This is a genomic window from Chitinophaga sp. NPDC101104, assembly GCF_050277495.1.
In the GTDB taxonomy this organism is placed as follows: Bacteria; Bacteroidota; Bacteroidia; order Chitinophagales; family Chitinophagaceae; genus Chitinophaga.
The window spans coordinates 612,502-635,456 of the sequence record NZ_JBNNSF010000001.1; the positions used below are offsets into that span (position 1 = coordinate 612,502).

At 53.5% G+C, this 22,955-nt stretch carries 18 protein-coding genes and 1 tRNA gene; 11 read left to right on the plus strand and 8 right to left on the minus strand.

What is annotated here, in order from left to right:
• Positions 1 to 146 precede the first annotated feature (146 nt).
• On the plus strand, positions 147 to 1,253 hold the full coding sequence (locus ACQKLP_RS02655; protein WP_427319793.1) for a 2-aminoethylphosphonate--pyruvate transaminase: 1,107 nt from the start codon (positions 147 to 149) through the stop codon (positions 1,251 to 1,253).
• Between the two features lie 125 nt (positions 1,254 to 1,378).
• On the opposite strand, the gene phnY is transcribed toward ACQKLP_RS02655, so the two are convergent.
• From phnY to ACQKLP_RS02670, 3 genes are all read right to left on the minus strand, one after another.
• Complete coding sequence (gene phnY, locus ACQKLP_RS02660; protein ID WP_427319795.1) at positions 1,379 to 2,821, minus strand: phosphonoacetaldehyde dehydrogenase; 1,443 nt, start codon at positions 2,819 to 2,821, stop codon at positions 1,379 to 1,381.
• 8 nt (positions 2,822 to 2,829) lie between these two features.
• Positions 2,830 to 4,074 (minus strand): phosphonoacetate hydrolase, encoded by a 1,245-nt coding sequence (gene phnA / locus ACQKLP_RS02665; RefSeq protein WP_427319797.1) that lies wholly within the window; start codon positions 4,072 to 4,074, stop codon positions 2,830 to 2,832.
• Between the two features lie 98 nt (positions 4,075 to 4,172).
• Positions 4,173 to 4,757: a helix-turn-helix domain-containing protein gene (locus tag ACQKLP_RS02670; protein ID WP_427319799.1), complete on the minus strand. Its 585-nt coding sequence runs from the start codon at positions 4,755 to 4,757 to the stop codon at positions 4,173 to 4,175.
• Between the two features lie 108 nt (positions 4,758 to 4,865).
• Between ACQKLP_RS02670 and ACQKLP_RS02675 the strand changes: the two genes are divergently transcribed.
• The 3 genes from ACQKLP_RS02675 (at position 4,866) to ACQKLP_RS02685 (ending at position 6,166) form a co-directional block, all read left to right on the plus strand.
• Complete coding sequence (locus ACQKLP_RS02675) at positions 4,866 to 5,435, plus strand: MarC family protein (protein WP_427319801.1); 570 nt, start codon at positions 4,866 to 4,868, stop codon at positions 5,433 to 5,435.
• A 54-nt stretch (positions 5,436 to 5,489) separates the two neighbouring features.
• A tRNA-Arg gene (locus tag ACQKLP_RS02680) sits at positions 5,490 to 5,564 on the plus strand.
• Positions 5,565 to 5,683: 119 nt separating this feature from the next.
• Positions 5,684 to 6,166: an RDD family protein gene (locus tag ACQKLP_RS02685; protein ID WP_427319803.1), complete on the plus strand. Its 483-nt coding sequence runs from the start codon at positions 5,684 to 5,686 to the stop codon at positions 6,164 to 6,166.
• A gap of 173 nt (positions 6,167 to 6,339) precedes the next feature.
• Here ACQKLP_RS02685 and ACQKLP_RS02690 read toward each other — a convergent pair whose 3' ends face one another.
• The 3 genes from ACQKLP_RS02690 to ACQKLP_RS02700 all read right to left on the minus strand — a co-directional run bounded on the left by ACQKLP_RS02690 (position 6,340) and on the right by ACQKLP_RS02700 (position 11,938).
• Complete coding sequence (locus ACQKLP_RS02690) at positions 6,340 to 6,864, minus strand: DUF3237 domain-containing protein (protein ID WP_427319805.1); 525 nt, start codon at positions 6,862 to 6,864, stop codon at positions 6,340 to 6,342.
• Positions 6,865 to 6,965: 101 nt separating this feature from the next.
• Positions 6,966 to 8,669: a RagB/SusD family nutrient uptake outer membrane protein gene (locus ACQKLP_RS02695; protein WP_427319807.1), complete on the minus strand. Its 1,704-nt coding sequence runs from the start codon at positions 8,667 to 8,669 to the stop codon at positions 6,966 to 6,968.
• 17 nt (positions 8,670 to 8,686) lie between these two features.
• Positions 8,687 to 11,938 carry a SusC/RagA family TonB-linked outer membrane protein gene (locus ACQKLP_RS02700; protein ID WP_427319809.1) on the minus strand — a complete coding sequence of 1,084 codons (3,252 nt, stop codon included), beginning with the start codon at positions 11,936 to 11,938 and terminating at the stop codon, positions 8,687 to 8,689.
• A 777-nt stretch (positions 11,939 to 12,715) separates the two neighbouring features.
• On the opposite strand from ACQKLP_RS02700, the gene ACQKLP_RS02705 reads away from it, so the two are divergent.
• The 6 genes from ACQKLP_RS02705 (at position 12,716) to ACQKLP_RS02730 (ending at position 18,684) form a co-directional block, all read left to right on the plus strand.
• Entirely contained in the window at positions 12,716 to 13,276 is a 561-nt protein-coding gene (locus ACQKLP_RS02705) for a flavin reductase family protein (RefSeq protein ID WP_427319811.1), read from the plus strand.
• Between the two features lie 6 nt (positions 13,277 to 13,282).
• Complete coding sequence (locus tag ACQKLP_RS02710) at positions 13,283 to 14,863, plus strand: Na+/H+ antiporter (RefSeq protein WP_427319813.1); 1,581 nt, start codon at positions 13,283 to 13,285, stop codon at positions 14,861 to 14,863.
• 162 nt (positions 14,864 to 15,025) lie between these two features.
• On the plus strand, positions 15,026 to 16,786 hold the full coding sequence (locus tag ACQKLP_RS02715; RefSeq protein WP_427319815.1) for a helix-turn-helix domain-containing protein: 1,761 nt from the start codon (positions 15,026 to 15,028) through the stop codon (positions 16,784 to 16,786).
• A 58-nt stretch (positions 16,787 to 16,844) separates the two neighbouring features.
• Positions 16,845 to 17,372 carry a hypothetical protein gene (locus ACQKLP_RS02720; RefSeq protein WP_427319817.1) on the plus strand — a complete coding sequence of 176 codons (528 nt, stop codon included), beginning with the start codon at positions 16,845 to 16,847 and terminating at the stop codon, positions 17,370 to 17,372.
• Positions 17,373 to 17,394: 22 nt separating this feature from the next.
• Positions 17,395 to 17,907: a YdeI/OmpD-associated family protein gene (locus tag ACQKLP_RS02725; RefSeq protein ID WP_427319819.1), complete on the plus strand. Its 513-nt coding sequence runs from the start codon at positions 17,395 to 17,397 to the stop codon at positions 17,905 to 17,907.
• 51 nt (positions 17,908 to 17,958) lie between these two features.
• Positions 17,959 to 18,684 carry a carboxypeptidase-like regulatory domain-containing protein gene (locus ACQKLP_RS02730; protein WP_427319821.1) on the plus strand — a complete coding sequence of 242 codons (726 nt, stop codon included), beginning with the start codon at positions 17,959 to 17,961 and terminating at the stop codon, positions 18,682 to 18,684.
• Here the strand turns inward: ACQKLP_RS02730 and idi are convergent.
• Together idi and ACQKLP_RS02740 are read right to left on the minus strand one after the other, a co-directional pair.
• A complete protein-coding gene (gene idi, locus ACQKLP_RS02735) occupies positions 18,659 to 19,189 on the minus strand; it encodes an isopentenyl-diphosphate Delta-isomerase (RefSeq protein ID WP_427319823.1) in 531 nt (176 codons plus the stop codon). The two genes, ACQKLP_RS02730 and idi, sit on opposite strands and share 26 nt — an antisense overlap.
• Before the next feature lie 333 nt (positions 19,190 to 19,522).
• Positions 19,523 to 20,023, minus strand: a complete 501-nt coding sequence (locus ACQKLP_RS02740; RefSeq protein WP_126245698.1) for an RNA polymerase sigma factor — start codon at positions 20,021 to 20,023, stop codon at positions 19,523 to 19,525.
• Between the two features lie 453 nt (positions 20,024 to 20,476).
• Here ACQKLP_RS02740 and ACQKLP_RS02745 point away from each other — a divergent pair, with 453 nt between their 5' ends.
• Positions 20,477 to 22,921 carry an SLBB domain-containing protein gene (locus ACQKLP_RS02745; RefSeq protein ID WP_427319826.1) on the plus strand — a complete coding sequence of 815 codons (2,445 nt, stop codon included), beginning with the start codon at positions 20,477 to 20,479 and terminating at the stop codon, positions 22,919 to 22,921.
• The last annotated feature ends 34 nt before the right edge of the window (positions 22,922 to 22,955 follow it).

Consider the following 22,955-nt stretch of genomic DNA (forward strand, 5'->3'; position numbering starts at 1 on the left):
CAGTTCAGCTACCTGCTCTGCTTCGCCTGTCTTGCCCTGTTAATCACCGCTTTCGTATATTTCAACCGCAAACACGGCATCCGCAACCTCTTCCGTAAAACGGAAGCGCCCGTAACGCCGGACCTGCACAACTTTACAATACATTTATGAAGAAACTGTTATTCACACCCGGCCCGCTCACTACTTCGCACACCGTAAAAGCCGCTGCCATGGAAGACATGGGCTCGCGCGACACCGCGTTCGTGACCACCGTGAAAGAGATCCGCGAAGCATTGCCTATACTGGGCCATGTGTCGAAAGAAGAAGGGTATGAAACCGTGCTGATGCAGGGTTCCGGCACCTTCGGCGTGGAAAGCGTCATCAGCAGCGCCATCGGCGAAAACGACCATTTGCTGGTATTGAGCAACGGCGCTTACGGCGAGCGCATCGTAAAAATGTGCGCCATCCACAAACTGCCGCACACCGTGCTCCGCTTCGAAGAAGACGAAATAACAGACCCCGCCGCCGTGCGCCACCAGTTGGAGCAGGCGCCCCACATCACGCATGTGGCCTGCATCCACAGCGAAACCACTACCGGATTATTCAATCCCATCGAAGCCATCGGCGCCATTTGCGCGGAACTCGGCAAAACGTTCATCGTAGATGCCATGAGCAGCTTCGGCGGCGTGGAGATCGACATCCGCAAGGCCCATATCCAGTTCCTCGTATCCTCTTCCAACAAATGCATCGAAGGCATCCCCGGGTTCGCGTTCGTGATCGCGGAAAAAGCTGCGCTCCTCAAAACGAAAGGCCAGGCCCGCAGCCTCAGCCTCGACCTGTATGAACAATGGAACGGCCTCGAAACGAACGGACAGTTCCGCTTCACTCCGCCCACGCTCAGCATCATGGCTTTCCGCCAGGCGATGCGCGAACTGGAGGAAGAAGGCGGCATCCCCGCACGCGAGGCGCGCTACCGCAAAAACAAGGAAACGCTCGACAAGGGAATGGAAGCCCTCGGCTTCGTGCAGTACCTGCGCCCGGAAATCCAGGGGCACATCATCACGTCGTTCCTCTATCCCGACGATCCTTCCTTCCAATTCGAAGCATTTTACCAGGCGCTCAGCGACCGCAACTTCGTCATCTATCCCGGCAAACTGAGCAAAACCAATGCCTTCCGCATCGGCAACATCGGCCAGATCTTCCCGGAAGACGTTTCCGCGCTCGTGCAGGCCATCGGCGAGATCATGCAAAAAGAAGCTGCTCTTTCCAAATAACCATTTTTCAACGCAACTAAAAAAAGGCGCATCCATCACCGGGTGCGCCTTTTCCATCTTCCGCAAAAAAGAAAACGGCCACGGAAATCCGCGGCCGTAATCATGCAAACAATAACTGAGCCTTGTTACCAGGGCAGTGAAAACGTTTTGACGTATGTGAAGCATTTCATGGCTTCGATCACACCTTCCTTGATGCCCAGACCGGAATCCTTGATGCCGCCGAAGGGCGAGCTTTCGATCCGGTAACCGGGCACTTCGTTGATGTTGACCGTTCCCATGCGGAGGTTTTTCACCGCATGGAGCGCCTTTTCCATGTCTTTTGTAACAATACCGGAGGATAGCCCGAAAGCCGTACCATTGGCCAGTTCGATGGCGTCTTCAAGGTTTTTCACTTTCATGACGGGCGCCAGCGGACCGAAAGATTCCTGTACAACCATTTGCGCGTCGCGGGGAACGTCGGTGATAACGGTGGGCTCAAGGAGCGCGCCGGTCCTGCGGCCGCCGATGCGCACTTTCGCGCCCTGGGCCACGGCTTTGTTCACCACATCTTCGAGATATTTTGCCGCGGGCTCGTCGATCACCGTACCAACGCGCGTTTCGGGCAATTCGGGATCGCCGGCCAGGTATTCCTTCGTTTTCTCGATCAGTTTTTCCACGAACGCATCGTGAATGCTTTCCTGCACGAGGATGCGCTTCACCGCGGTACAGCGTTGTCCGGAGTTGCGGTACGCGCCTTCGGCGGCGAGGGTTACGGCGAGCTCCATATCCGCATCTTCGAGGATGATCAGCGGATCGTTGCCGCCCAGTTCGAGGATCACTTTCTTATATCCTGCCTGCTTCGCGATGATCTTTCCCACCGCCACGCTGCCGGTGAAAGACACGAGCTCCACGCGCGGGTCTGTCACCAGCACTTCGGCTACTTCCGCCGTAGGTCCGAGCAATACGCTCAGCATGGCCGGCGGCAGCCCTGCTTCGTACAGCAACTCCACGAAACGAACGGCCGTAAGCGGCGTTTTTTCGGAAGGCTTCAGGATGACGGGTGTTCCCGTGGCGATGGCCGGCGCGATCTTGTGCGCCACCTGGTTCAGCGGGTGGTTGAAGGGCGTGATGGCCACCGCGAGCGACAACGGTTCGCGGGTCGTGAATATTTTGCGGGCCTTGCCCTGCGGGGAAATATCGCAGGAGAAGATCTGTCCGTCGTCTTTGAGCGATTCCAGTGCCGCGAAGTGCAGCACATCCCGCGCGCGGCCCACTTCATAGCGCGCCTCGCGGAGGGCGAGCCCTGCTTCGGAAGTGATCAGCCGGGCAAAATCCTCTTTACGTTCCTCGAGCAGCTGCCGTGCCTTATCGAGCACCGCGAAGCGCTCGTAGCGCGTTTGTTTTACGTTGGCGGAAAGTCCGGCTACGATAGCAGCTTCGGTGTCTTTCCGGGTAGCCAGCGATACCGTTCCGGCCAGGCGGCCGTTGTACGGACTGCGCACTTCCAGCTTTTGCGCGGAAATGACGGGCTCGCCGGCGATGTATCCTGTGAGCGACAAAGTTGCGTCTGGTGCAATGGTGTTTGACATAACAGGTATTAATTGAGCGTGGTACCGTTTACGGTAAAATCGAAGACATCGAAGTTGCGGGGGTCGCCGCCGGCTTTGCTGCGGTAGGCGGCTTTCAGCGGGTGCGAAATGAGCAGGGGCACCATTTCTTCGTAGCGGCCGCCATGCGAGCGCAGGCCGGAGTCGAGCGCGGAGAGGTCGTGGTGCGCGGGAGTGCGACCTACCACTACGTCGCGGGCGGAAAGTACCACCAGGTCGGCGATGCGGTCGGCGGGCTGCTCCAGCAGGTGAACGGCCATGTCCCTATTATGCACTTCGGTAATACCAGGCTGTGCCTGCAGCCAGCCGGCCACTTCCGTTTCGCTCACACCTTCGGGCAGGTGAACGGCCACGTAGGAGCCGAGGGCGCCGTGGTGTTTCACGTAAGGGTCGGTGATGGGGCAGATCACGCGGAAGCCGGGGCCGAATTTTTCGGTGAGCATCGTTTCCACGTACAGCACATTGGGCGTGCCGTCTTCCTTCTGTTTGGCGTTCATGCCATGGTCTGCCGTAGCGCCGATAACGGCACCTGCCGCCAGGAGCCTTCCCAGCTCATGGTCGATGGCTTCGTAGAACGCCAGCGAGGGACCATCCTCGGGAGCAAAGGTATGCTGCATGTAGTCGGTCAGCGAGAGGTAGAGGAAATCGGCGAGGCCTTTTTCGATGAGCGCTACGCCGGCGCGGAGCACGAAGAGGCTGGCGTCTGCGCTATAGATCGCGGGGGTGGGGAGGCCGAGCACGGTTTCGACGTTGCCGATGCCGTGAGTGGCTTCCTGTGCCTGGTTGGCTTTTTCGGCGGAGAACGCGATGCCGGTCATCTTGTGGCTGAGGATGTCGCGGAGTTTTTCCTTGGCGGTAACCACCGCTACCTTGCGGCCGGCGTTGGCGGCGGCGGCAAGGATGGTTTCTGAGCGGAGGTATTCCGCGGAGTTCATCATCACTTCCTCTTTACGGTCGGTGTCATAGAAGAAATTCCCGCAAATGCCGTGCACGGCCGGCGTTACGCCCGTTACGATGGAGGAGTTATTGACGTTGGTGAACGACGGCAGTGCGCCGCGGACCATGCCCCGGTAGCCTGAAAGGGTCATTTTTTTCAGGTTGGGCATCCGGTCGTGCGCCAGCGTGATGTCGAGGTATTCATCGGCGGAGCCGTCGAGGCAGATTACGACTACCGGTTGCGCCGGAGGTGTGTAGGTTTTGCCGTTTACGGTGAAGGATCGGGTGGAAATTGACATATGACTGAGTTTATAAATGCTAACTATTGAGTAGTAAAAGTAAACATTTTTACACAAGTCCGCTGTTAATTTTTTATGAATGATTTCCGCTGGGGAAATTATTTTTCCCCTTCTTGGAAGAAATAAATAACGAGGAGCAGGGCGGTATCGTCGCCCACATTGGAGGGTTTATGGCCGAGGCGGCCGTCGAAAAAGATGGAATCGCCGGCTTCGAGGATGTATTTTTCGTTGTTGATGAGGTATTCCACGGTGCCGGAGATCACGTATTTGTATTCGTAAGCGTCCGTTTTCACGATCTGGTTGCGGCGGGCGCCGGGTTTGAGTTCGAGGAGCACCACATCTGTAGGGCCGCCTTTGAGGTTGCGGGTGAGGACCCTTTTATAGAGGAATCCTTTCGCGTTTTCCTTTTCGAAGTGCTGGTATTGGTCTTTTTTGATGATGAGGACCTTGGCCGCCTGTTTTTGCTGGTTGATGTCGTTGAAAAACTCGTTCATGTCCAGGTTGAGGGCCCGGATGATATTGACTAGCACGAGCAGGGAGGGAACGGTGCGGTTGTTCTCGATCTGGGAAATGAGGCCTTTGCTCACGTCGGCTTTATTGGCCAGTTCCTGCACCGTAATGCCTTTCGCTTTCCGTTTTTCCTTGATTTTATTGCTGATCTGAATAATGATGTCTTCCTGCATCGTGTGTTCGTTTTACCTGGATGAAATTCGCCGATATTCCCGCCAAATTAGCTATTTTAAGGCATATTCGGCTGAGAGAAAACCTTACTTTTGCCAAAATTTCATCATATGTTCAGTATCGACCAGATCGTTACCGTTAGTTTTACCCTGTTTGCCGTGATCGATATCCTGGGGTCTATCCCGGTTTTGCTGTCGCTGAAGGAAAAGATCGGGGAAATCAATGCCGTGAAGGCCACACTGGCTTCCGGCGTATTGATGGTGGCGTTTTTACTGGGTGGAAAGGCGTTTTTGAACCTGATGAGTGTAGACCTGCAATCGTTCGCCGTGGCGGGCTCTATCGTGATCTTCATCATCGGCCTGGAAATGATCCTGGGGATCGAGTTCTTCAAAAGCGACCAGGACACCAAGACCGGAAGCCTCGTTCCCATCGCCTTCCCCCTCATCGCAGGCTCGGGCACCCTCACTACCATCATGTCGCTCAAAGCCGATTTCGGGGATTACAACATCCTGGTGGGCATCGTCCTGAACCTGCTGATCATCTACATCGTGCTCCGGTCGCTGAGCTACATCGAGCGCATCCTCGGAAAAGCAGGCCTGATGGTGCTCCGCAAGTTTTTCGGGGTGATATTGCTGGCCATTGCGGTACGTATTTTCAAAAGCAACATCGGCACTTTATAAAATTCTTCCTAAATATTCATTTTTCCATTACATTTGCATTCCTTCAAAAGGCCCGGCCTCGTAGTACAATGGATAGTATAAGAGTTTCCGAAGCTCCAGATACAGGTTCGATTCCTGTCGAGGCTACCAAAAAAACCCGCAAACGCTGTTTGCGGGTTTTACTTTTCCCCCAATCACCACATATGGCCCGAAAGTTCCGGGCCTGTTACATCCGGAATCATTACATTTAAGCCCAAATTCCTATACCCATGTATACCCAAACTGAAGAAAACGTACTCGGCGAAGAAATCGTGTTAACCGAAGCCTCCACCGGCAAGCGATTCGCCAATTTCCTGATCGACCTGGCTGTTTTTTACGCCACCATTTTCCTGATCGCCCTCGTTGTTGCCGTGATTTTCGGCCCGGAAGTATTCGATTATGAAGAAACTTCCGCGAACTCACTGATCGACAGACTGATCACACTGATCCTTTACGGTATCTTCCTCGGCCTTGTCGAAGGGCTCTGTAAAGGAAAAACCCTCGGCAAACTGATCACCAAAACCCGCGCCGTGAAAGAAGACGGCAGTCCCGTTGATTTCGCACATGGATTTAAGCGCGGCCTTGTGCGCATGGTCCCTTTCAACGGATTAAGCGCCTTCGGCAGCCCTTGCTACCCCTGGCACGACAAATGGACGAACACGCTGGTGATCGACGAAAAACAGAGCACTGTCCCCAACGAATCCGGCAACTGATCCGATCGCAGGAATCCCATTCTCATCGAATTGAATCCGGAAACGTTTTTATTGCGAAAAACTGTTAATAGCGGAACGTTCGGTGCAACACACCGACGCTTCACTACAAAAAAAGCTGACCGATCTAACCCGGTCAGCTTTTTTTTCGAAAATGTTTTCCAATCACTCCCTCACTATTTGATTGCATAAATCCTGTACGCAACTTTCCCCACGTCTGTCAACCGCCCCACCCCGATGGCAACGGTACGGTTCAGCCAGGCGTATTTCGGGGAACTGGTCTCGAAAACGGGGTTCGAGCGGAAATAGTAATCCGACGGCGATAGTGTATGTCCCTTCCCAGCGCCAATAACGGCGTTGGTTTTCGCGTCGGCGAACAGATATCCCTGGTATGTGATGTAGATCAGCGCCCCGTCGTCTGTCTGGATCGTGGCGCGAACGTCCATTTTAAAAGTGAGGGAGTCGGCAACAATCCCCCATTCCCCACCGCCGGGCAGCACTTTCCCGTTGACTTTACCTTTTACGGTTCCGCCGGTGGCGGGATAGATGACGCGCGTGCCGGGCAACACTTTGCCCACCATTTGCGGCGCCGACAATTCGAGCTCCATGTCGAAAATAAATTCAGATTTCAGTTCCTGCGAAAATAGCTGCTGCTGAATGCAAGTGGAAAGGATGAAAAGCGTGATAATGAATTTGTGCATATATGATAGGTATAATGCACATAAAGATAAATTTATGCCCATAAAAAAACGGCGCCCGTCTGCAACAGGCGCCGTGAGGGTTATGACAAAGGAATATAGGCTTAGTGCGTTTGCTTGAGCGCTCCCTGGCTCCGGTCGATCTGCTGTTGCGGAATGGGGAACGTTTCGTCTTTGGCGTCGAAAGTAATGTTCTCGAAGGCAGACAGGATATTACCTTCGAAGCCCGAGTAACTTTCGATCGTTTGCTTGGCGATGCCCCAGCGCACGAGATCGTAGAAGCGATGGCCTTCCAGGGCCAGCTCCAGCCTGCGCTCGAAGCGGACCGCGTTGCGCGCCATGTCTTGCGACGTAAACGCCAGGTAAGGCTTCACGTTATAAGCCGCTGCAGGCGTGCCGCCCACCGTTCTTCCCGGCAGATTGGCGGCCCGGGCGCGCACCTTGTTCACGAGCGCAAGCGCCGCCGCCAGGTTGTTTTTCTCGACATAGATTTCCGCTGCCATCAGATACACGTCTGCCAACCGGATGATGTTCACGTTCAGGCTCGTCACGTAGTTGGCGCCGGCAACGGTTTCGGTACCGCGGGCCGATGCGTCTACCATGTGTTTCACGGCAACGAACGGACCAGCATACGCCGGGTCGCGGATCCAGGCGTCGCCTGGCATGATGCCCCAGTCGCGGTAAGGAACGCCGCGGCGGCCAACGGTATAATCGAGGCGGGGATCGAATGCGAGGGATTTATTCACCTGGTAGTTATCCTTGGCGGCACCCGTCAGGCCGAAATCGGACAGGTACGGATTGGTGCGGTAGCTGCCGTCGAGCATGGGAAGACCAGCGGCGGTTACGCGGAAGGAATTCACCAGGTCGAAAGTAGGCTGGAAGAATCCGCAGCAGGAAACCGGCGCGGTACCATAGAAACCGCCGAGCATATCGCCCACGTTGGCGTTATCGCCGCTACCGTCCGGGTTGATGGCGTGCTGTGCGGCGAAGATGCTTTCGGGGCCGTTTTCCTTCACTACGTTGAAGTTATCGTCGAAGGGAAGCGTCGTAATGTCGGGCCTTGCGCCGATAACGGCCGTGAACAGCGGCAATGCTTCGTCGTACTTTTTCTGGTAGAGATATACTTTGCCCAGGTACGCCTGCGCAGCCGTCTTGTTGGCGCGGCCGGGATCCGCCATGGTAACCGGAAGGTTGTCCATCGCGAATTTGAAGTCGGCTTCGATCTTCGGATACACTTCGCCTTCGTTGGTGACTTTCAATGCGTCTTCAGGCGACATCGTTTCATCCACATAGGGAAGTTTGGAGAAAGTCCTGCGGAGGAAGAAGTAATAGTGCGCGCGGAGGAAGCGGGCTTCGGCCTCTACTTCCTTGGCCCTTGTGTCGGAGAGTTTGTCGGTAGAACCGGCCTGTACCAGTTTCAGCAGCCGCAGCGTGTTGTTACAACGGGCGATGCCTTCGTAATACCGGTTCCACATGATCTCGGTATTATCGTTGGTGGGCGACACATCGTGCAGCTCTACCTGGTTCATGTTGGGCTGGTCGCCGTTATTACTGCCTTTGTGGGCGTTATCGGCGCCTACTTCCCCGAACAGCCACTGGCTGGGTGCGGAGGAATAGTTGCCCCAGGTACCGGAAACGTTGCCGTTTACCAGGCCGTATGCGCCTGTCAGCATACCTTCCACACCCCGGGCGGATTTGATCTGATCCTGGCTCAATTCTCCCTGGGGATTTCTTTCCAGGAAGTCTGAGCCGCAGGAGCCCAGTACTGTAGCGCATGCCACTAATATGATGCTATGAATCCTTTTCATGTTCAAATACTTTTAAATTAGAAACCTGCACTGAAACCGATTAAAAACTGGCGAGACACGGGGTACACGCCAAAGTCCACGCCCAAAGCCGAGAAAGTGGAGTTGGTCTGGCTCACTTCAGGATCAAGACCAGTGTACTTTGTGAGCGTAAACAGGTTGGATGCGCCTACATATGCACGCAGCGTGCGCATGTTGCCCTTGAACCAGTTGTCAACCTTAAAGTTGTAACCGATCTGGAGGTTCTTCATGCGGAAGTAGCTACCGTCCTGCACATAATATCCGGAAGACGCCAGTTCGTAGTCAGACGCTTTGCGGTTCGGCGTATGGATCCTGGAGTTCGGGTTGGTGGGAGACCAGCGGTCGAGCATACGCACGCTGGCAGTACCGTCGAACGTGCTGAAGTCCGTAAAGTAACGGGTGGCTTCATACAGGTCGTTGCCCTGCGAACCGTTGAAGAACATGGCCAGGTCCCAGCTTTTGTACTTGGCGTTGATGCCGAAGCTGTACAGGAAGTCGGGGTGCGGGTTGCCGATGATGGTACGGTCGGCCGGGGTGATCTGTCCGTCTCCGGTAACATCCACGTATTTGGGGCCGCCTACGCGCGCACCGCTGTATTTCGGGCTTTTCGCGAGATCGTCCGCGCTGGTATAAACACCATCCCATTTGTAACCGTAGAAGGAACCGAAGGGCTCACCCGGACGGAGGATCGTGGTTTGAAGGCTACGGAAAGTACCATACACCTGCTCCTTCACGGAAGGCGCCAGCGCTACTACCTGGTTCACGTTACGGGAAACGTTCACGTTCACGTCGAGCTTGAAGGGTTTGTTTTCACGCTGACCGTAATGATAACCCAATCCCAGTTCGATACCGGTATTTTTCATATCGCCGATATTCACGAAAGGCGCAGCGCCCATACCGATGGAGGCCGACGGCAGGGGAACCGGGTACAGCATGTCGGTGGTTTTACGGTTATACCAGTCGATGGCACCGTCGAATTCACCGTCAAGCAACGTAAAGTCGAGACCGATATTGAAGGATTTGAGCTCCTCCCATTTCACGTTCTCGTTTTTATATGCTTTCTGCCAAACGCCTCCGGTAACCGACTTCCCGTTGAAGGGATAGAAGGCGTTGGCGATAAGGCTTTCGTAACGGTCGATGTACTGGAACGCGGGGATACGCTGGTTACCGGTAATACCGTAACCTGCGCGCAGTTTCAGATCGGTGATGAACTTGTTGCCTTTGAGGAAATCTTCTTCAGACAGGCGCCATGCCACGCTTCCTGCAGGGAAGGTACCATACCGGCTGTTTTTGCTGAAGTTGGAAGATCCGTCGCGGCGTACCGTGAGGCTCAGGAGGTAACGGTCGCGGTAGGAATAATCCGCCCGGCCGAAGATGGAGAACAGGGAGCCCACACCGCCGCTGGACGTGTTGTTGATGTTGGACGCACCGGCGGGGAGATAATAATAATCCGTCAGCCCGAGCAAGAAGTAATCGTTACGACCGGCAGACAGGAAGCGGTTGCGGGAGCGGAACGCTTCCGTACCGGCGAGCACTGTCAGTGAATGTACGTTGGCTACTTCCCATTTGTAGGTCAGGGTATTGGTCCAGGTCCATTCGGTGTTGAAGCCCTGGTTTTCCGACATGCCGTTGGCCGCGCTGCCTTCGGAGAATTCGAGGTTCGGGTAGGTGAGCGAAATGCCGCTGTAGTTTTCGTAGCGTAACCCGAAAGAGGTTTTGGCCACGAGCCCTTTCACGAGGTCCACTTCACCGAATACGTTCCCGAAGAAGAAGTTTCTTTTCTGGACATTGTCTTTAGCACGATAAAGCAGCGCCAGGGGGTTCTGGGCGTTGCCGAGCTTATCGCCGCGGCTGCCGGCGAAGTTGCCCATAATATCATATACAGGGATGATCACGGGGATGCGGTATGCAAAGCCGAGGGCGCTGCCTTCGCCCTGGTAGTCGCCGGAAACGTTGGGGTTCACACCTACGCCCACAAATTCTTCGTAGCTGTACTGCATATTTTCGCCGAAGCGGAAATGGTTGTTGAACGCGGAGAACCGGGTGTTGGCGCGACCGTTGTAGCGGTTATAGCCGGTGTGGCGGATGGTGCCTTTCTGGCCGAGGTAACCCGCGCCGATGGCGTAGGTGGCGTTATCGCCGCCGCCGTTTACGCCCAGCTGAACGTTACGGATGGGCGCGGTCTGCGAGATTTCGTCGAACCAGTTGGTACCTTGCTTGTTCGCTTTGGTGATCTGGTAAAAGGTTTCGCTGGCGCGGCTGTAGTTATAGCGGGAAGGGTCTGCATCGGCAGCGGTTACTTTCTGTCCCGTCACTTTTCCGGCCACGAGGTACTCGGGAAGCGTCGGCGTGGCACCGGTGCCGTAGTTGTTGCCGGTGGTGCCTTCCTGGCCCGGGGTTTGGCCGGAGTTCCGGAATGCTTCGTAGACGTATTCCGCGTATTGTTGCGGGTTCATCATTTTGGGGAAGGCATTCTTGTTGGGCACCTGCGTACCGAAATAAGAGCTGAGATTGATCTTCGGCGGGCCTTTCACGCCCTGGCGGGTGGTGATGATCACAACGCCGTTGTTGGCGCGGGCACCGTAGATGGATGCAGAAGATGCATCTTTCAGTACCTGCATGGTTTCGATGTCGTTCTGATCGAGCCACGAAAGTTTGCCTTCATACGGCACACCGTCGATTACGAACAGGGGATCGTTGTTGTTGATGGTACTGAAACCGCGGATACGGATCTGGGGCGTGGCACCGGGGGCGCCGTCGCTGATAATCTGAACACCGGTGGCCTTACCCTGGAGTGATTCCACGGGACTGGCCACTGGCTGCTGTTTCATCTGGTTTACGTTTACTACGGCCACCGCACCGGTAAGGTCTTTCACGCGTTGCGCGGAATAACCCGTTACCACTACTTCATCGAGCGAAGTATTGGAAAATGCCAATGTAATGTCGTAGGATTTGCCCGCCGCAATGGCTACTTCCTGGGCAGTGAAGCCGATGCTGGAAATCATGAGAATGTCTCCGGTGTTGGCCTGGATGGTGAATTCACCATTTTCGTTGGTGACGGTGCCTTTGCTCGTGCCCTTGATTTGCACGGCGGCGCCGGGAACAGGCTGCTTGTCTTGTTCACTGATCACTTTGCCTTTAACGGTTTGTACCTGTTGAAAATACAGGCCGGAGGCTATGGAAGCGTGAACGGAAAGGGGACCGGATAGTGCGGCGGTAAGGAAAAAGGTTCCGCTTATCGCTTTTGTCAAAAAAGCAATATTCCTCTTTTTTTTCATATTTTTGATGCGTTATAGTTCAGCGAAGATTTTTGAACTGTATCTCGGCAAAGCTTCTCCCGGCTTTGCCTGCCGGCAATACTCCCATATTGCCGGTTTTATGTGTAAAGCCTATTTATCTGTCATAACATGGGATTTTAAAAGTGAATAAAATGCCGCGTACACGGCACAACCGTCTACACCGGTCACAAACAGGCATACGTCTGCAGATACGGGCCTGCCGTCGGTTTTTAGAATGGACTATTAAGACTGGTTTGAACTGACGTGGTTCAACTATATCGATTCTGATTTTTGGTTTTCTCTCTTGAGCCGGTTCCCATAAAACGTTTTTTAGTGAATGGACATATTCGATCTAACCTGATAAAAATGGACATCCCAGGGACGTTGCTGGATTATAGAATGGCGGAGGGTTAATGCATGAGGTTCATGCGTTTCCAGTAACGGTGGAATTTTTCTCGTTCAAATAATATTAGTATTTAATAAAAGTACATGATCTTTTATACATATCCAAGCACTGCGATAAAATCTTCTGCCCGATTTTATAAACATAGCTTTAATTGACGATCGGCAGACGATTCTTCCGGAAGCCGCACCAACATTGCTGCCTGCGCTACGCTATTCCGGCCCCGGATGTGGCTCACCTTATCCGGAGACGTGCCACTTCCCCTTTGGTACCATCCCTTTTCAAAAAAAATTCCCATCCACTCAAACTTGCTTGCGGTTCCTCTGTTTCAATAATAAAAACTCCGCATGAAACGCTCCTACCGAAAAACGGACATGCCCGTCGAACAAATCCGGCAGCTCCTTGAGCCCGGGCCCATCGTGCTCGTCAGTTCCCGGTGGCAAAACCGTAACAACATTATGACCATGGGCTGGCACTGCGTCATGGAATTCTCGCCTTCCCTCATCGGCTGCATGATCACCGCCACCAATCACAGTTTCGATATGGTCCGCCAAAGCGGGGAATGCGTCATCAACATCCCCACCGCCGATATGCTGGATACCATCATCGGCATCGGCAACACTTCGGGCCGGAGCGTCGACAAATTCAAAAAATTCCACCTCACACCCGGCGAAGTCGCCACCGTATCTGCTCCCGTTATCGAAGAATGCTACGCGCATTTCGAGTGCCGCGTGGCCGACCGGAAAATGCTGGAGAAGTATAATTTCTTTATTTTGGAAGTCAAGAGAGCAACGGCGGCCGTTTGGCCCAGGTACCCCCGCACCGTGCACTATCGCGGCAACGGGGTGTTCATGGAATCCGGCCGCAACATCGCCCGGCCCGAAAAATTCAGGCCGCAAAACCTATAATACGATATGGAGCATCAGTTTTTCCTCTTCATCCTGCTGGTAATTTTCATCCAGCTGCTCGTTATGCTGTCGCAGAAAGTCCGCGTCGCCTATCCCATCATCCTGCTGCTGGGCGGGCTTTCGCTTTGCGCCATTCCCGGCATCCCGGCCGTGGCCATCAATCCGCAGTACATCTTCGTCATCTTCCTCCCTCCATTATTATATGAAGCGGCTTGGTACACTTCGTGGAAAGACCTCTGGCGCTGGCGCCGCGTCATCGGTTCGTTCGCCTTCATCATGGTGATCGTTACCTCCTTCATCGTAGCCTGGGTGAGCAGCTCCTTCATCCCGGGATTCACCATGGCGCTGGGTTTCCTGCTGGGAGGGATCGTATCGCCGCCAGATGCCGTCAGCGCCACTTCGGTGCTCAAATACGTAAAAGTCCCCAAACGGCTCTCGGCCATCATCGAAGGGGAAAGCCTGCTGAACGATGCATCCAGCCTCATCGTCTTCCGCTTCGCGCTCGTGGCGGTAGACTCCGGCCGGTTCGTTTTCCAGGAAGCCGCCATTAGTTTCGTCACCGTGATCTTTATGGGCATCGCCATCGGGATCGCCGTGGCCATCGTCTATTATTTCCTGCACAGCAAGCTCCCCACTTCCGCGAATATGGACATCGTGCTCACGCTCACCGCGCCGTACGTGATGTACCTCACCGCGGAAATGTTCCATTTCTCCGGCGTACTGGCCGTGGTGAGCGGGGGATTGTTCCTTTCCTACCGCAGCCACAAATTCCTGTCGGCCGGCAGCCGCTTGCGGGGCACATCGGTCTGGAGCGCCGTCGCCTTCGTGCTCAACGGGCTGGTGTTTTTGCTCATCGGGCTGGAGATGCCTGTCGTCATCCGCGACCTGGGCCCCGTTTCGCTGGGCAGCGCCATCGGTTACGGCGTGCTTATCACGATGGTGCTCATCGTCACGCGGCTGGCCTGTACGTATTTCGCTTCCGTGTTCACCGTGTTCATCAGCAGGTTCATCACCACGGCGGATCCCAGCCCCGGCTGGAAAGGCCCGCTGATCTTCGGATGGGCGGGCATGCGCGGCGTGGTATCGCTGGCGGCGGCACTTTCGTTGCCGTTCTCCTTCCCGCAGCGCAACCTCATCCTGTTCATCACGTTCACCGTTATCCTGCTCACGCTCGTGGTGCAGGGGCTGTCGCTCCCCTGGCTCGTGAAAAAACTGGACATGGAAGATGCGGACCATCCCAAACCGGTGGAAGAGCAAGACCATATCGTCCGCGAAAAACTGGCGGCACTCGGCATCCGGTATCTCGACGAACATTACGCAAACGAGTTGGCGAACAACGTTCCGCTACAGCATCTGCGGGCGCGGTACGTGGCGGAGGAACTGGCGCGGGGGAATGTGGCCGACGGCGATCATGAGGTGTACCGCAAAGTGGCGTTCGAGCTGCTGGAGGTGCAGCGGAATTATTTGCTGGAGATCAATGCGGCGTCGTATAGTACAGACGACGGGGTGATCCGGAAATACCTGGGGCTGCTGGATCTGGAAGAGGAAAAGTTGCGGTTGAAATCGGCGGAGGAGACCGCAGAGTAGGCAAACCAGTTTGTGCAAATCCTGTCAGTAAAAAAGCCCCGGTCACTTTACCCCCATCGTGCCCGGGGTGCATCTATTATATGTATCAACCGAAATTTTTCACCTGCTGACCCCTTCAATCGAGAAGTATGTGCCTGTTCCTCCACCCGCAAACCCAGCGTTATGAAAACCTCCGGTAGCTCACTGGCGGGCCGTTACGCCGGCGTGCTGTCGAAGGATCACGTCCGGATGCTGTCCTGGATGGAGCGGAGCGGCATGTGCACGCGCGAAGAAGCCCTGGCGGGGAGTGCCCTTCAGCCGGAACCTGCGCTGGCGGCCCTCACACAACTGGAAAGGCATTATCTTTTGCAGGAAACGGGCGGATGGATGCGCATCACCCCGGAAGGGAGCTCGCTGCTCACCTCTTTGGGCCTGGGCGCAGGGAGCTTCCGCAACTTCATCCCACCCGGCACGTTGCCCGACATGGAACAGCGCTGGCTGGAAGCCATGGCCCTGCAATACCGGGAACATTACCACGCCGCCTGGCTGCACACCCTCCAGTGCCTGAAATTCTGGAGCTGGATACGCCGGCCCCGCTCCCGAAAAGACCGCCGCAAGCACAAACCCGTCAAACAATACATCGCCATCCTGCTGCACGACCTCCTTTTCCACCCCCTGCCCGCCGTGTTCCCGCCCGGCTTCACCGACGCAGGGCAAGTGCCCTCGTTCCTCAAAACCTGGCAGGCAGCCCGCGATATCCGCCCCGCCCCGCGGTATTCCCTCACCGAATACCTCCGGCTCAAAGACCTTTTCTTCCGGCACGAACGCTACAGCATGATGTACCTCCTGGAAGCGCGCCACTACCGGGCGCCCCACTTCCGGCTCAACATGCGGAATATATACCGTTACTTCCTCCACGAAACACGGCCCCACCGTAAAACGGTGATCCCCGCGCCACCACCGCCCGGCGCCATTCCGCTGCCGGTATTGTCGGCCGCCGTGGCAACGGAAGACCTTCGCCATGTCCCGCAGGATTACTGGCCGCTGCAAATCCCCTGCGCGCTGAAGCACTTTTTCCGCGACAGCTCCCACGACCGTATCAGCCAGGTGATCCGCGTAGCGCCGTTCACCATCCGGATCCACGACGTCATCACCCACGAACCGCTGCAGCTGAGCCCGGAAGAACCAAAGGAGCCCTGCTGCTCCATCCAGGTACTGCAAAGGGTCATGCCTTGCGAGCACGCTGAAAAAACGGCTTTCTTCGGATGCGGCATGTACCAGGAAGAAGACCCAGGTGAAAAATTCCACCGTCTTTCCGCCGATGTGTATTACTGCGCTTTCCGGGCAGACATCCGGCCGGAAGACCTCGTCCGCCTCTCCGCCACCTGGCCGCAACTGTCTACCCTCGCCGGCAAAGCCGCCGCCTGGCTCCATGGCGCACAGCCCGCGGTGGACCTTCGCGCCAACGAGCTGGTGAACATGTTGCTGACCCAGGTGCTGCATTGCAGCTACATCGGCGACGTGGCGCAATGCTTCCTCCGCCGCATCTGCATAGACCTGTTGCTGGCCGCCGCTATGCAAAACAGGATGGCCGCCATCAAACGGCAAGTACGCCTCACCCCGGCCGATAAAGTGGCCCTGCACGATATTTTCACGCAGGCCCGGCAAGACGTGGGCCTGTTGACCGACGTGCAGATGCTCACCGAACAGTTTCACCTCAGCCGGTATAAATACCAGAACGGTTTCCTGCAGGAATTCGGCATCTCTCCGCAAGACTACCATCACATGCTGATCATGTACCACGCCTTCCACCTGCTTCACCGTAACGGCAAATCGATGCTCATCACCGCCATCCGCTGCGGTTTCGAAACGCCGGCGGCACTTCGCAGCGCCTATATCCGGCACTTTGGGAGCGACCCATGCCACCTCGCACACATGCAATGACCATTTTGGATTTTAGTTAACAGTTCATATGTTAATATTGTGGCATTAATCCCACATGATGAAAAAATACGTGCTATACCTGGGTATGGGCTGCTTCCTTTTTTCGGCCTGCACTTCTTCCACGCATACGTTCGACGCTTCGAAACCCGCGTCCGTGCTGCCGTTCGGAAAGAAGAAAAAGAAACGGAAAATCTATCCCACTTATGCTTTTTCCAGTGCCGTGAAGCGGTACACGAAAGAAAAAGGCCATTTCCCTTTCGATCTGAAAGAATTCGAATACTATAGCGATTACACGCGGACCGGCATGCAGTCTATGCGGGAAGCGGGTTTCAACTATCTCTATATTTCCTACCAGTACCTCGATTCCATGGTCATCGATTTTGCGCATTACCCGGTATACGTTGCGCCGGTGAACCGCGAAACCACCGTGGGGGTAGACCTGACCGGCCAGATCATCTTCACGAAAAAAGATTCCAGCATCGTGGAATACCGGAAGTTCGACAGGCGGGTGAAAGGCGGGCAGCTCCAGATCCGCCACCAGCCAGACACCGCAGGCCAATACCGCCGGCAACGATACGGTTACTGACGGAATTGACGTAATTTGGGGCATGACCCGATTCACCGCAATCCTGAAAAAATTTGCAAAAGCCGGAGACAAAACCGGCTGGACGTACCTGGAGATCCCGGCAGAAATCGCCGCGAAACTGAAGCCGGGCATGAAGCAAACTTACCGGGTGAAAGGGCGCATCGATCAACACACCATCGCCCAAACGGCAATTTTACCCGCCGGCGACGGCTCTTTCATCCTGCCCGTGAACGCCGGTATGCGCAAAGCGATCGGTAAGAAGCAGGGTGCATCCGTACAGCTGAGCCTCGAAGAAGACACGCAGGTTTACGCGATGAACGCCGATTTCGCCGATTGCCTGGCAGACCTGCCGGCCGCGCAGGAATTCTTCGGATCGCTGGCGCCAAGCCATCGCCGCTATTTCTCGAAATGGATAGACGATGCCAAAACGGAGGAGACCAGGGCGAAGCGCATCGCCGCGTCGCTCAACGCTTTGGAGCGCCGGATGAACTACGGGGAAATGATCCGTTCGCTGAAGTCCGACCGCGGGGCTTAACCCCTTGCGTTTTTAACTTTTCCTTAGAACCGGGTGGAATATCTTACGGTGATGAAGCCCTTCTATCTCCTTTGGTGTACCGGGATCCTGCTGCTCCCCGCAGGCCTGGCCTCCGCGCAGCAGGCGCAGGGCACGGTGCATGCGCACGATTCGCTGCCGCTGCCGGGCTCGGCCGTTACCAATATCCGCAATCATGTCACCATACTTACCGACCAGGCGGGCCGCTTCGTCATCGCCGCACTTCCCGGAGATACGCTGCTGATACAGGCGCTGGGGCATTTGCCCTCGTCGGTGACCGTGCGCACGGGCGCGCTGATTATCTACCTGTACCCGAAGATCGAGCAGTTGGCAGGGGTGGAGGTCCGGCAGCGGAAGCGCCGGGTGGATTCGCTGGAAGACCGGGAGAATTTCCGGGCGGGGTTCAATTTCCGGCGGCCGAAGTTCCGGGAAGTGGTCATGATCACGCCCACGGGCATCGGCGTCAACATCCATAAATTATATAAAGCGTTATCCTTTTCCAATAACCGGTCGAAAGCCACGTTCCGGCGAAGGCTGATCGAATACGAGCAGGCGCAGTTTACCAGCGGGCGTTTCAGCGATACGCTGGTGGCGCGGTATACGGGGCTCCGGGGCGACAGCCTCATTTTCTTCATCAACCGTTACCCCCCGTCCTACAAATTTGCATTGGAAGCATCCGATTACGATTTCATCCGGTACGTCCGCCAGGCGGCAGACAGTTTCAGGCTGGGCCTCAACCGTTACCCCGTGCCTCGATGAAGGCCGCGATTTTCGGGAAGGCGATATGGAACCAGTGGGTGTAAATACCGGGATGGGCGATGAGCTCTTCGCGGATTTGGTCCAGCGAAAGGAATTTGTGCGCCTGTACTTCGGCGGCGTCTGGTCGGACGGGGCCGTTATACGTGCCGAGGAGCACGTGATCGAACTCGTTTTCGGTGAGGCCGTTATCGAATTCGGCGCGGTAGGAGAAGCTGAAAATTTCCTCGAGGGGGCAATCGAAGCCCATTTCTTCGGCGAGGCGGCGGTGTGCGGCCGCGGGCGTGTCTTCTCCGGGGAGCTGGTGGCTGCAGCAGGTGTTGGTCCACAGGCCGCCGGAGTGGTATTTATCCGCCGCGCGCTGTTGCAGGAGCATTTCCCCTTTGTCGTTGATGACGAACACGGAGAATGCGCGATGGAGGAGGCCTTTCTGGTGTGCTTCCAGTTTTTCCATGGTGCCCACGGGCTCGTCTTTTTCATTGACGAGGATGACGGGAGGTAAAGACATGCTGATGCCGGAAATGGTTCGGCCCTCAAGTTAGGGCAAGTTCCTTGCATTTTGACAGCATTCTTGTTGAATGGTGGGTTTGGCGTGCCCTACTGCGGCCTACCGGCAGCGGGGGAACGAATATGGGAACGGGTTTCCTGCGCCTGGGCGGCGGTCTGGACGGGAAAGCGTTGATGGGCGGGTGTGTGTTCGCGCCGGGACATAGCTTCTCCGGGACCGTTTTAGCGGGCGGGGAATAATCAGAGGTATAAAAGGGATTGTGGTTCAGATGGATAATATCCGGGGCTCAGTCGGATATCGTGGTAGAAAAGGGAAACTCGAACAAAACAGCGATTAATAGCGGGCTACCTGGGCTTTCAGCATTTTACGGGCGAAATGGATACGGCTCTTGATGGTTCCTAAGGGTTCTTCCAGAATTTCTGCGATCTCGAAATACTTAAATCCGTCGAGGTACAAAATGAAGGGTTTCTTGAAAATGACGGGCAGGTTGTGAACGGAAGTCTGAATGTCTTTGATCCGGAGACCGCTTTCGGCCTGGTTCCCGATGATCACTTGCTGTGTGTTGAGGAGGAAGTCGTTCGTTGAATTGTCGAAACAAACGTGTTGTTTGGATTTCCGCCGGTAATTATTAATGAAGATGTTGCGCATGATGGTGTAGAGCCACGCGCGGATGTTCGTGCCTGCCAGGTATTTCTCCTGGTTTGAAAGCGCTCTGAACATGGTTTCCTGATAAAGATCTTTGGCGGATTCGGCGTCCTTGGTCAACGTAATGGCGAAGGGCTTTAGGAAGTCAGCATTGCTGAGCAATAGGGTGTTAAATTCAGCGGATGACATATTGTTTAATTTTTGTTAGACTAATTTAAACAAAATAAGACGTTACTCCAAACAATTTCTGCGATTTTTTTTCGTTGAGGCAACAAAAACCACGACATTAACAATTTAATAATCAGCATTTAGCAACGAAACGGGAGTATACATTCACAATACTTTACTGGTCAACGGGGAGAAAACTGTTTAATCAAAGAAGGCTCAGGTTTAAAACAAATATATAATTATAGGAATATAACACAAAAAGTCCACGTGCGACTCAAGTATATACGCATAAGTATGGAGGATGGTTTGTAATTTCGCAAAAAAAATTGGCCCCGGATTGGCCGCTGATTTCCAGTTGGCTAACATTTATATGTTATTTTTAATAAATTTGCCGATCATTTTTTGTAAACCCTTTATTGGCAGGGAGTTTGCATAAAATGCCCAGAAATTCGAGAAAGCTTTACAGATTATTACATGAAGAAGATCTTATTCGTTCATATCCTTGTTTTAATGACCATATGTGGCACTTATGCTCAGGTCATAAGTCCTATGCAGGTACAACAAATTAAAGTTGATGATCTGACGGATGATCAAGTTCGGCAAATTGTCGAAGAAATGAAAAAAAACAGGGTGGGGTTAAACGAAATTAGCACCATAGCGCAACAAAAAGGGATTCCGTCTACAGAAGTTTCCAAGCTAAAAAACCGCATCACGGCATTGAATTTGGAGAAAGAGCTTCGGTATAAAAACGTGTCATCTGCTGAACAAGTTACTGCCGATCGTTCCATGAATGATGAAAATACGGTGAAAATGGAGGATGCAGGCGCTTTAACCGAGAGAGGAATCGCTCGTTCACGAGTATTTGGGTCTGAACTCTTTAGTAATAAAAATCTCACATTCGAGCCCAACCTTCGTATGCCTACGCCTCCGAACTACCGGCTGGCAGCAGGAGATGAACTGATGATAGACGTGTATGGTTATTCTGAAGTGCAACATACGCTGAAAGTATCGCCGGAAGGCTATATCCGCATCCCTCTATTAGGGCCCGTATATGTAAGTGGCCTGACCATGGAAGAAGCGAAAACCAGGATATCGAAACAGTTATCGACCATTTATAGTGGTATTAATTCAGGTAAAACTTTCGTTCAGGTATCACTTGGTAATATAAGGAGTATTCAGATTCTACTGATAGGTGAAATCATGCGCCCGGGAACCTATACTTTAACATCGCTCTCGACAGTCGCCAACGCTCTCTATGTATCCGGTGGCCCGAACAATAACGGGTCCTTTCGTAAAATTCAAGTAATCCGTAACGGGTCCATTATAACAACTTTCGATTTATATGATTTCCTCCGCAGCGGGGACTTAACTAACAATATTGTCCTTCAAGATCAGGATATCGTAAAAATAAACCCGTATGACAAGAGGGTGGAACTGACCGGTGAAGTGAAACGCCCGGCTATTTTTGAGGTAAAGGCCGATGAAACCCTGAAAGATGTCATTGATTTGGCAGGAGGGTATACTGATATTGCGTATAAAGACATTATCCGAGCCTACCGAATTAATAACAAAGAACGGGCAGTAGTAAATGTCAATGCGGCTGAAGTGCCCAACTTTCAACTGAGTTCGGGCGATAAGTTCTTTATCGACGCAATACTCAACAGGTTTTCTAACCGCGTAATGATTTCAGGATCAGTTTTTCACCCGGGAGAATATGCATTGGAAAAAAACATGTATGTGTCCGATTTAATAAAAAAAGCAGATGGCGTACGTGAAGAAGCATTTCAAGGTCGCGCACTCGTTTTCAGATTAAGTGAAGACCTGACTCCGTTGACGCTCAGCTTTGATGTTCAGGATGTGCTTTCCGGACGCAGCCAATTACCACTTATTCGGGAAGACTCCGTAGTCATATATTCAAAATTCGGACTTCGGGAACCATATCAGTTAAAAATCGGCGGTGAAGTTAATAACCCTGGATACTTTAATTATTACGACTCACTCAAGATAGAAGATTTGATTCTTATGGCAGGTGGGTTCCGGGATGCTGCCTCCATGAAAAAAATCGAGATAGCAAGAAGGATCAGAGATAAGGAATTCAATCCCCAAGATTCTACTACTACCATCATAGCATATTTCAATGTTGAAAAAGATTTAGGCGATGCTGCAGACTTTGTGTTGCAACCTTTTGACGAAGTGACGGTCCGTAAAGCCCCTGCTTACCAGACTCAGGTTAATACTACGATCAACGGTGAGGTCCTTTACCCTGGGGGCTATTCTATCAACAACAAAAAAGAAAAAATATCCGATCTCCTTAATCGCGCGGGCGGTTTAATGAATACTGCATACCTGGAAGGTGCCGTACTCAGGCGTAAAACTTTCATCAATAAAACAGACAGTATACTGCTGAGCAATAAGCTTCAGTTGTATATAAACAAACTAAAAGATAGTTCCGATATTTCAAATATTCAATATGCAGCTTCCCAGCAACACCAATTACTGGGAATTAACCTCCCGGAAATACTTAGGAAACCGGGCTCCAAATATGATCTTTATCTCGAAGAAGGTGATGAGATTTTTATCCCCAAGAAGCTCCAGACCATTCAACTTTTCGGAGAAATTTACTTCCCCAAAAAAGTCCGCTTTGATAAATCAATCCGTTTCCGGGACTACGTCCGTAGCGCAGGAGGATTCACAAAGTCTGCCCTGAAAAGGAGGAGTTATATTGTATACGCGAATGGCGACGTTAAGGCGACCAGAAGGATTCTGTTTTTTAATAGCTACCCCAAGGTAAAGGCAGGTGCAGAAATCTATATTCCTAAAAAAGGCGATCACAGAGGCATGAATACGCAGGAAATCATTGGTTTATCAACAGGAATTGCATCGCTGGCCTTAATTATTGTGACAATTCTTAATAAATAATTATAACTAAAAAAGTACCAAACGACAAAGCGCC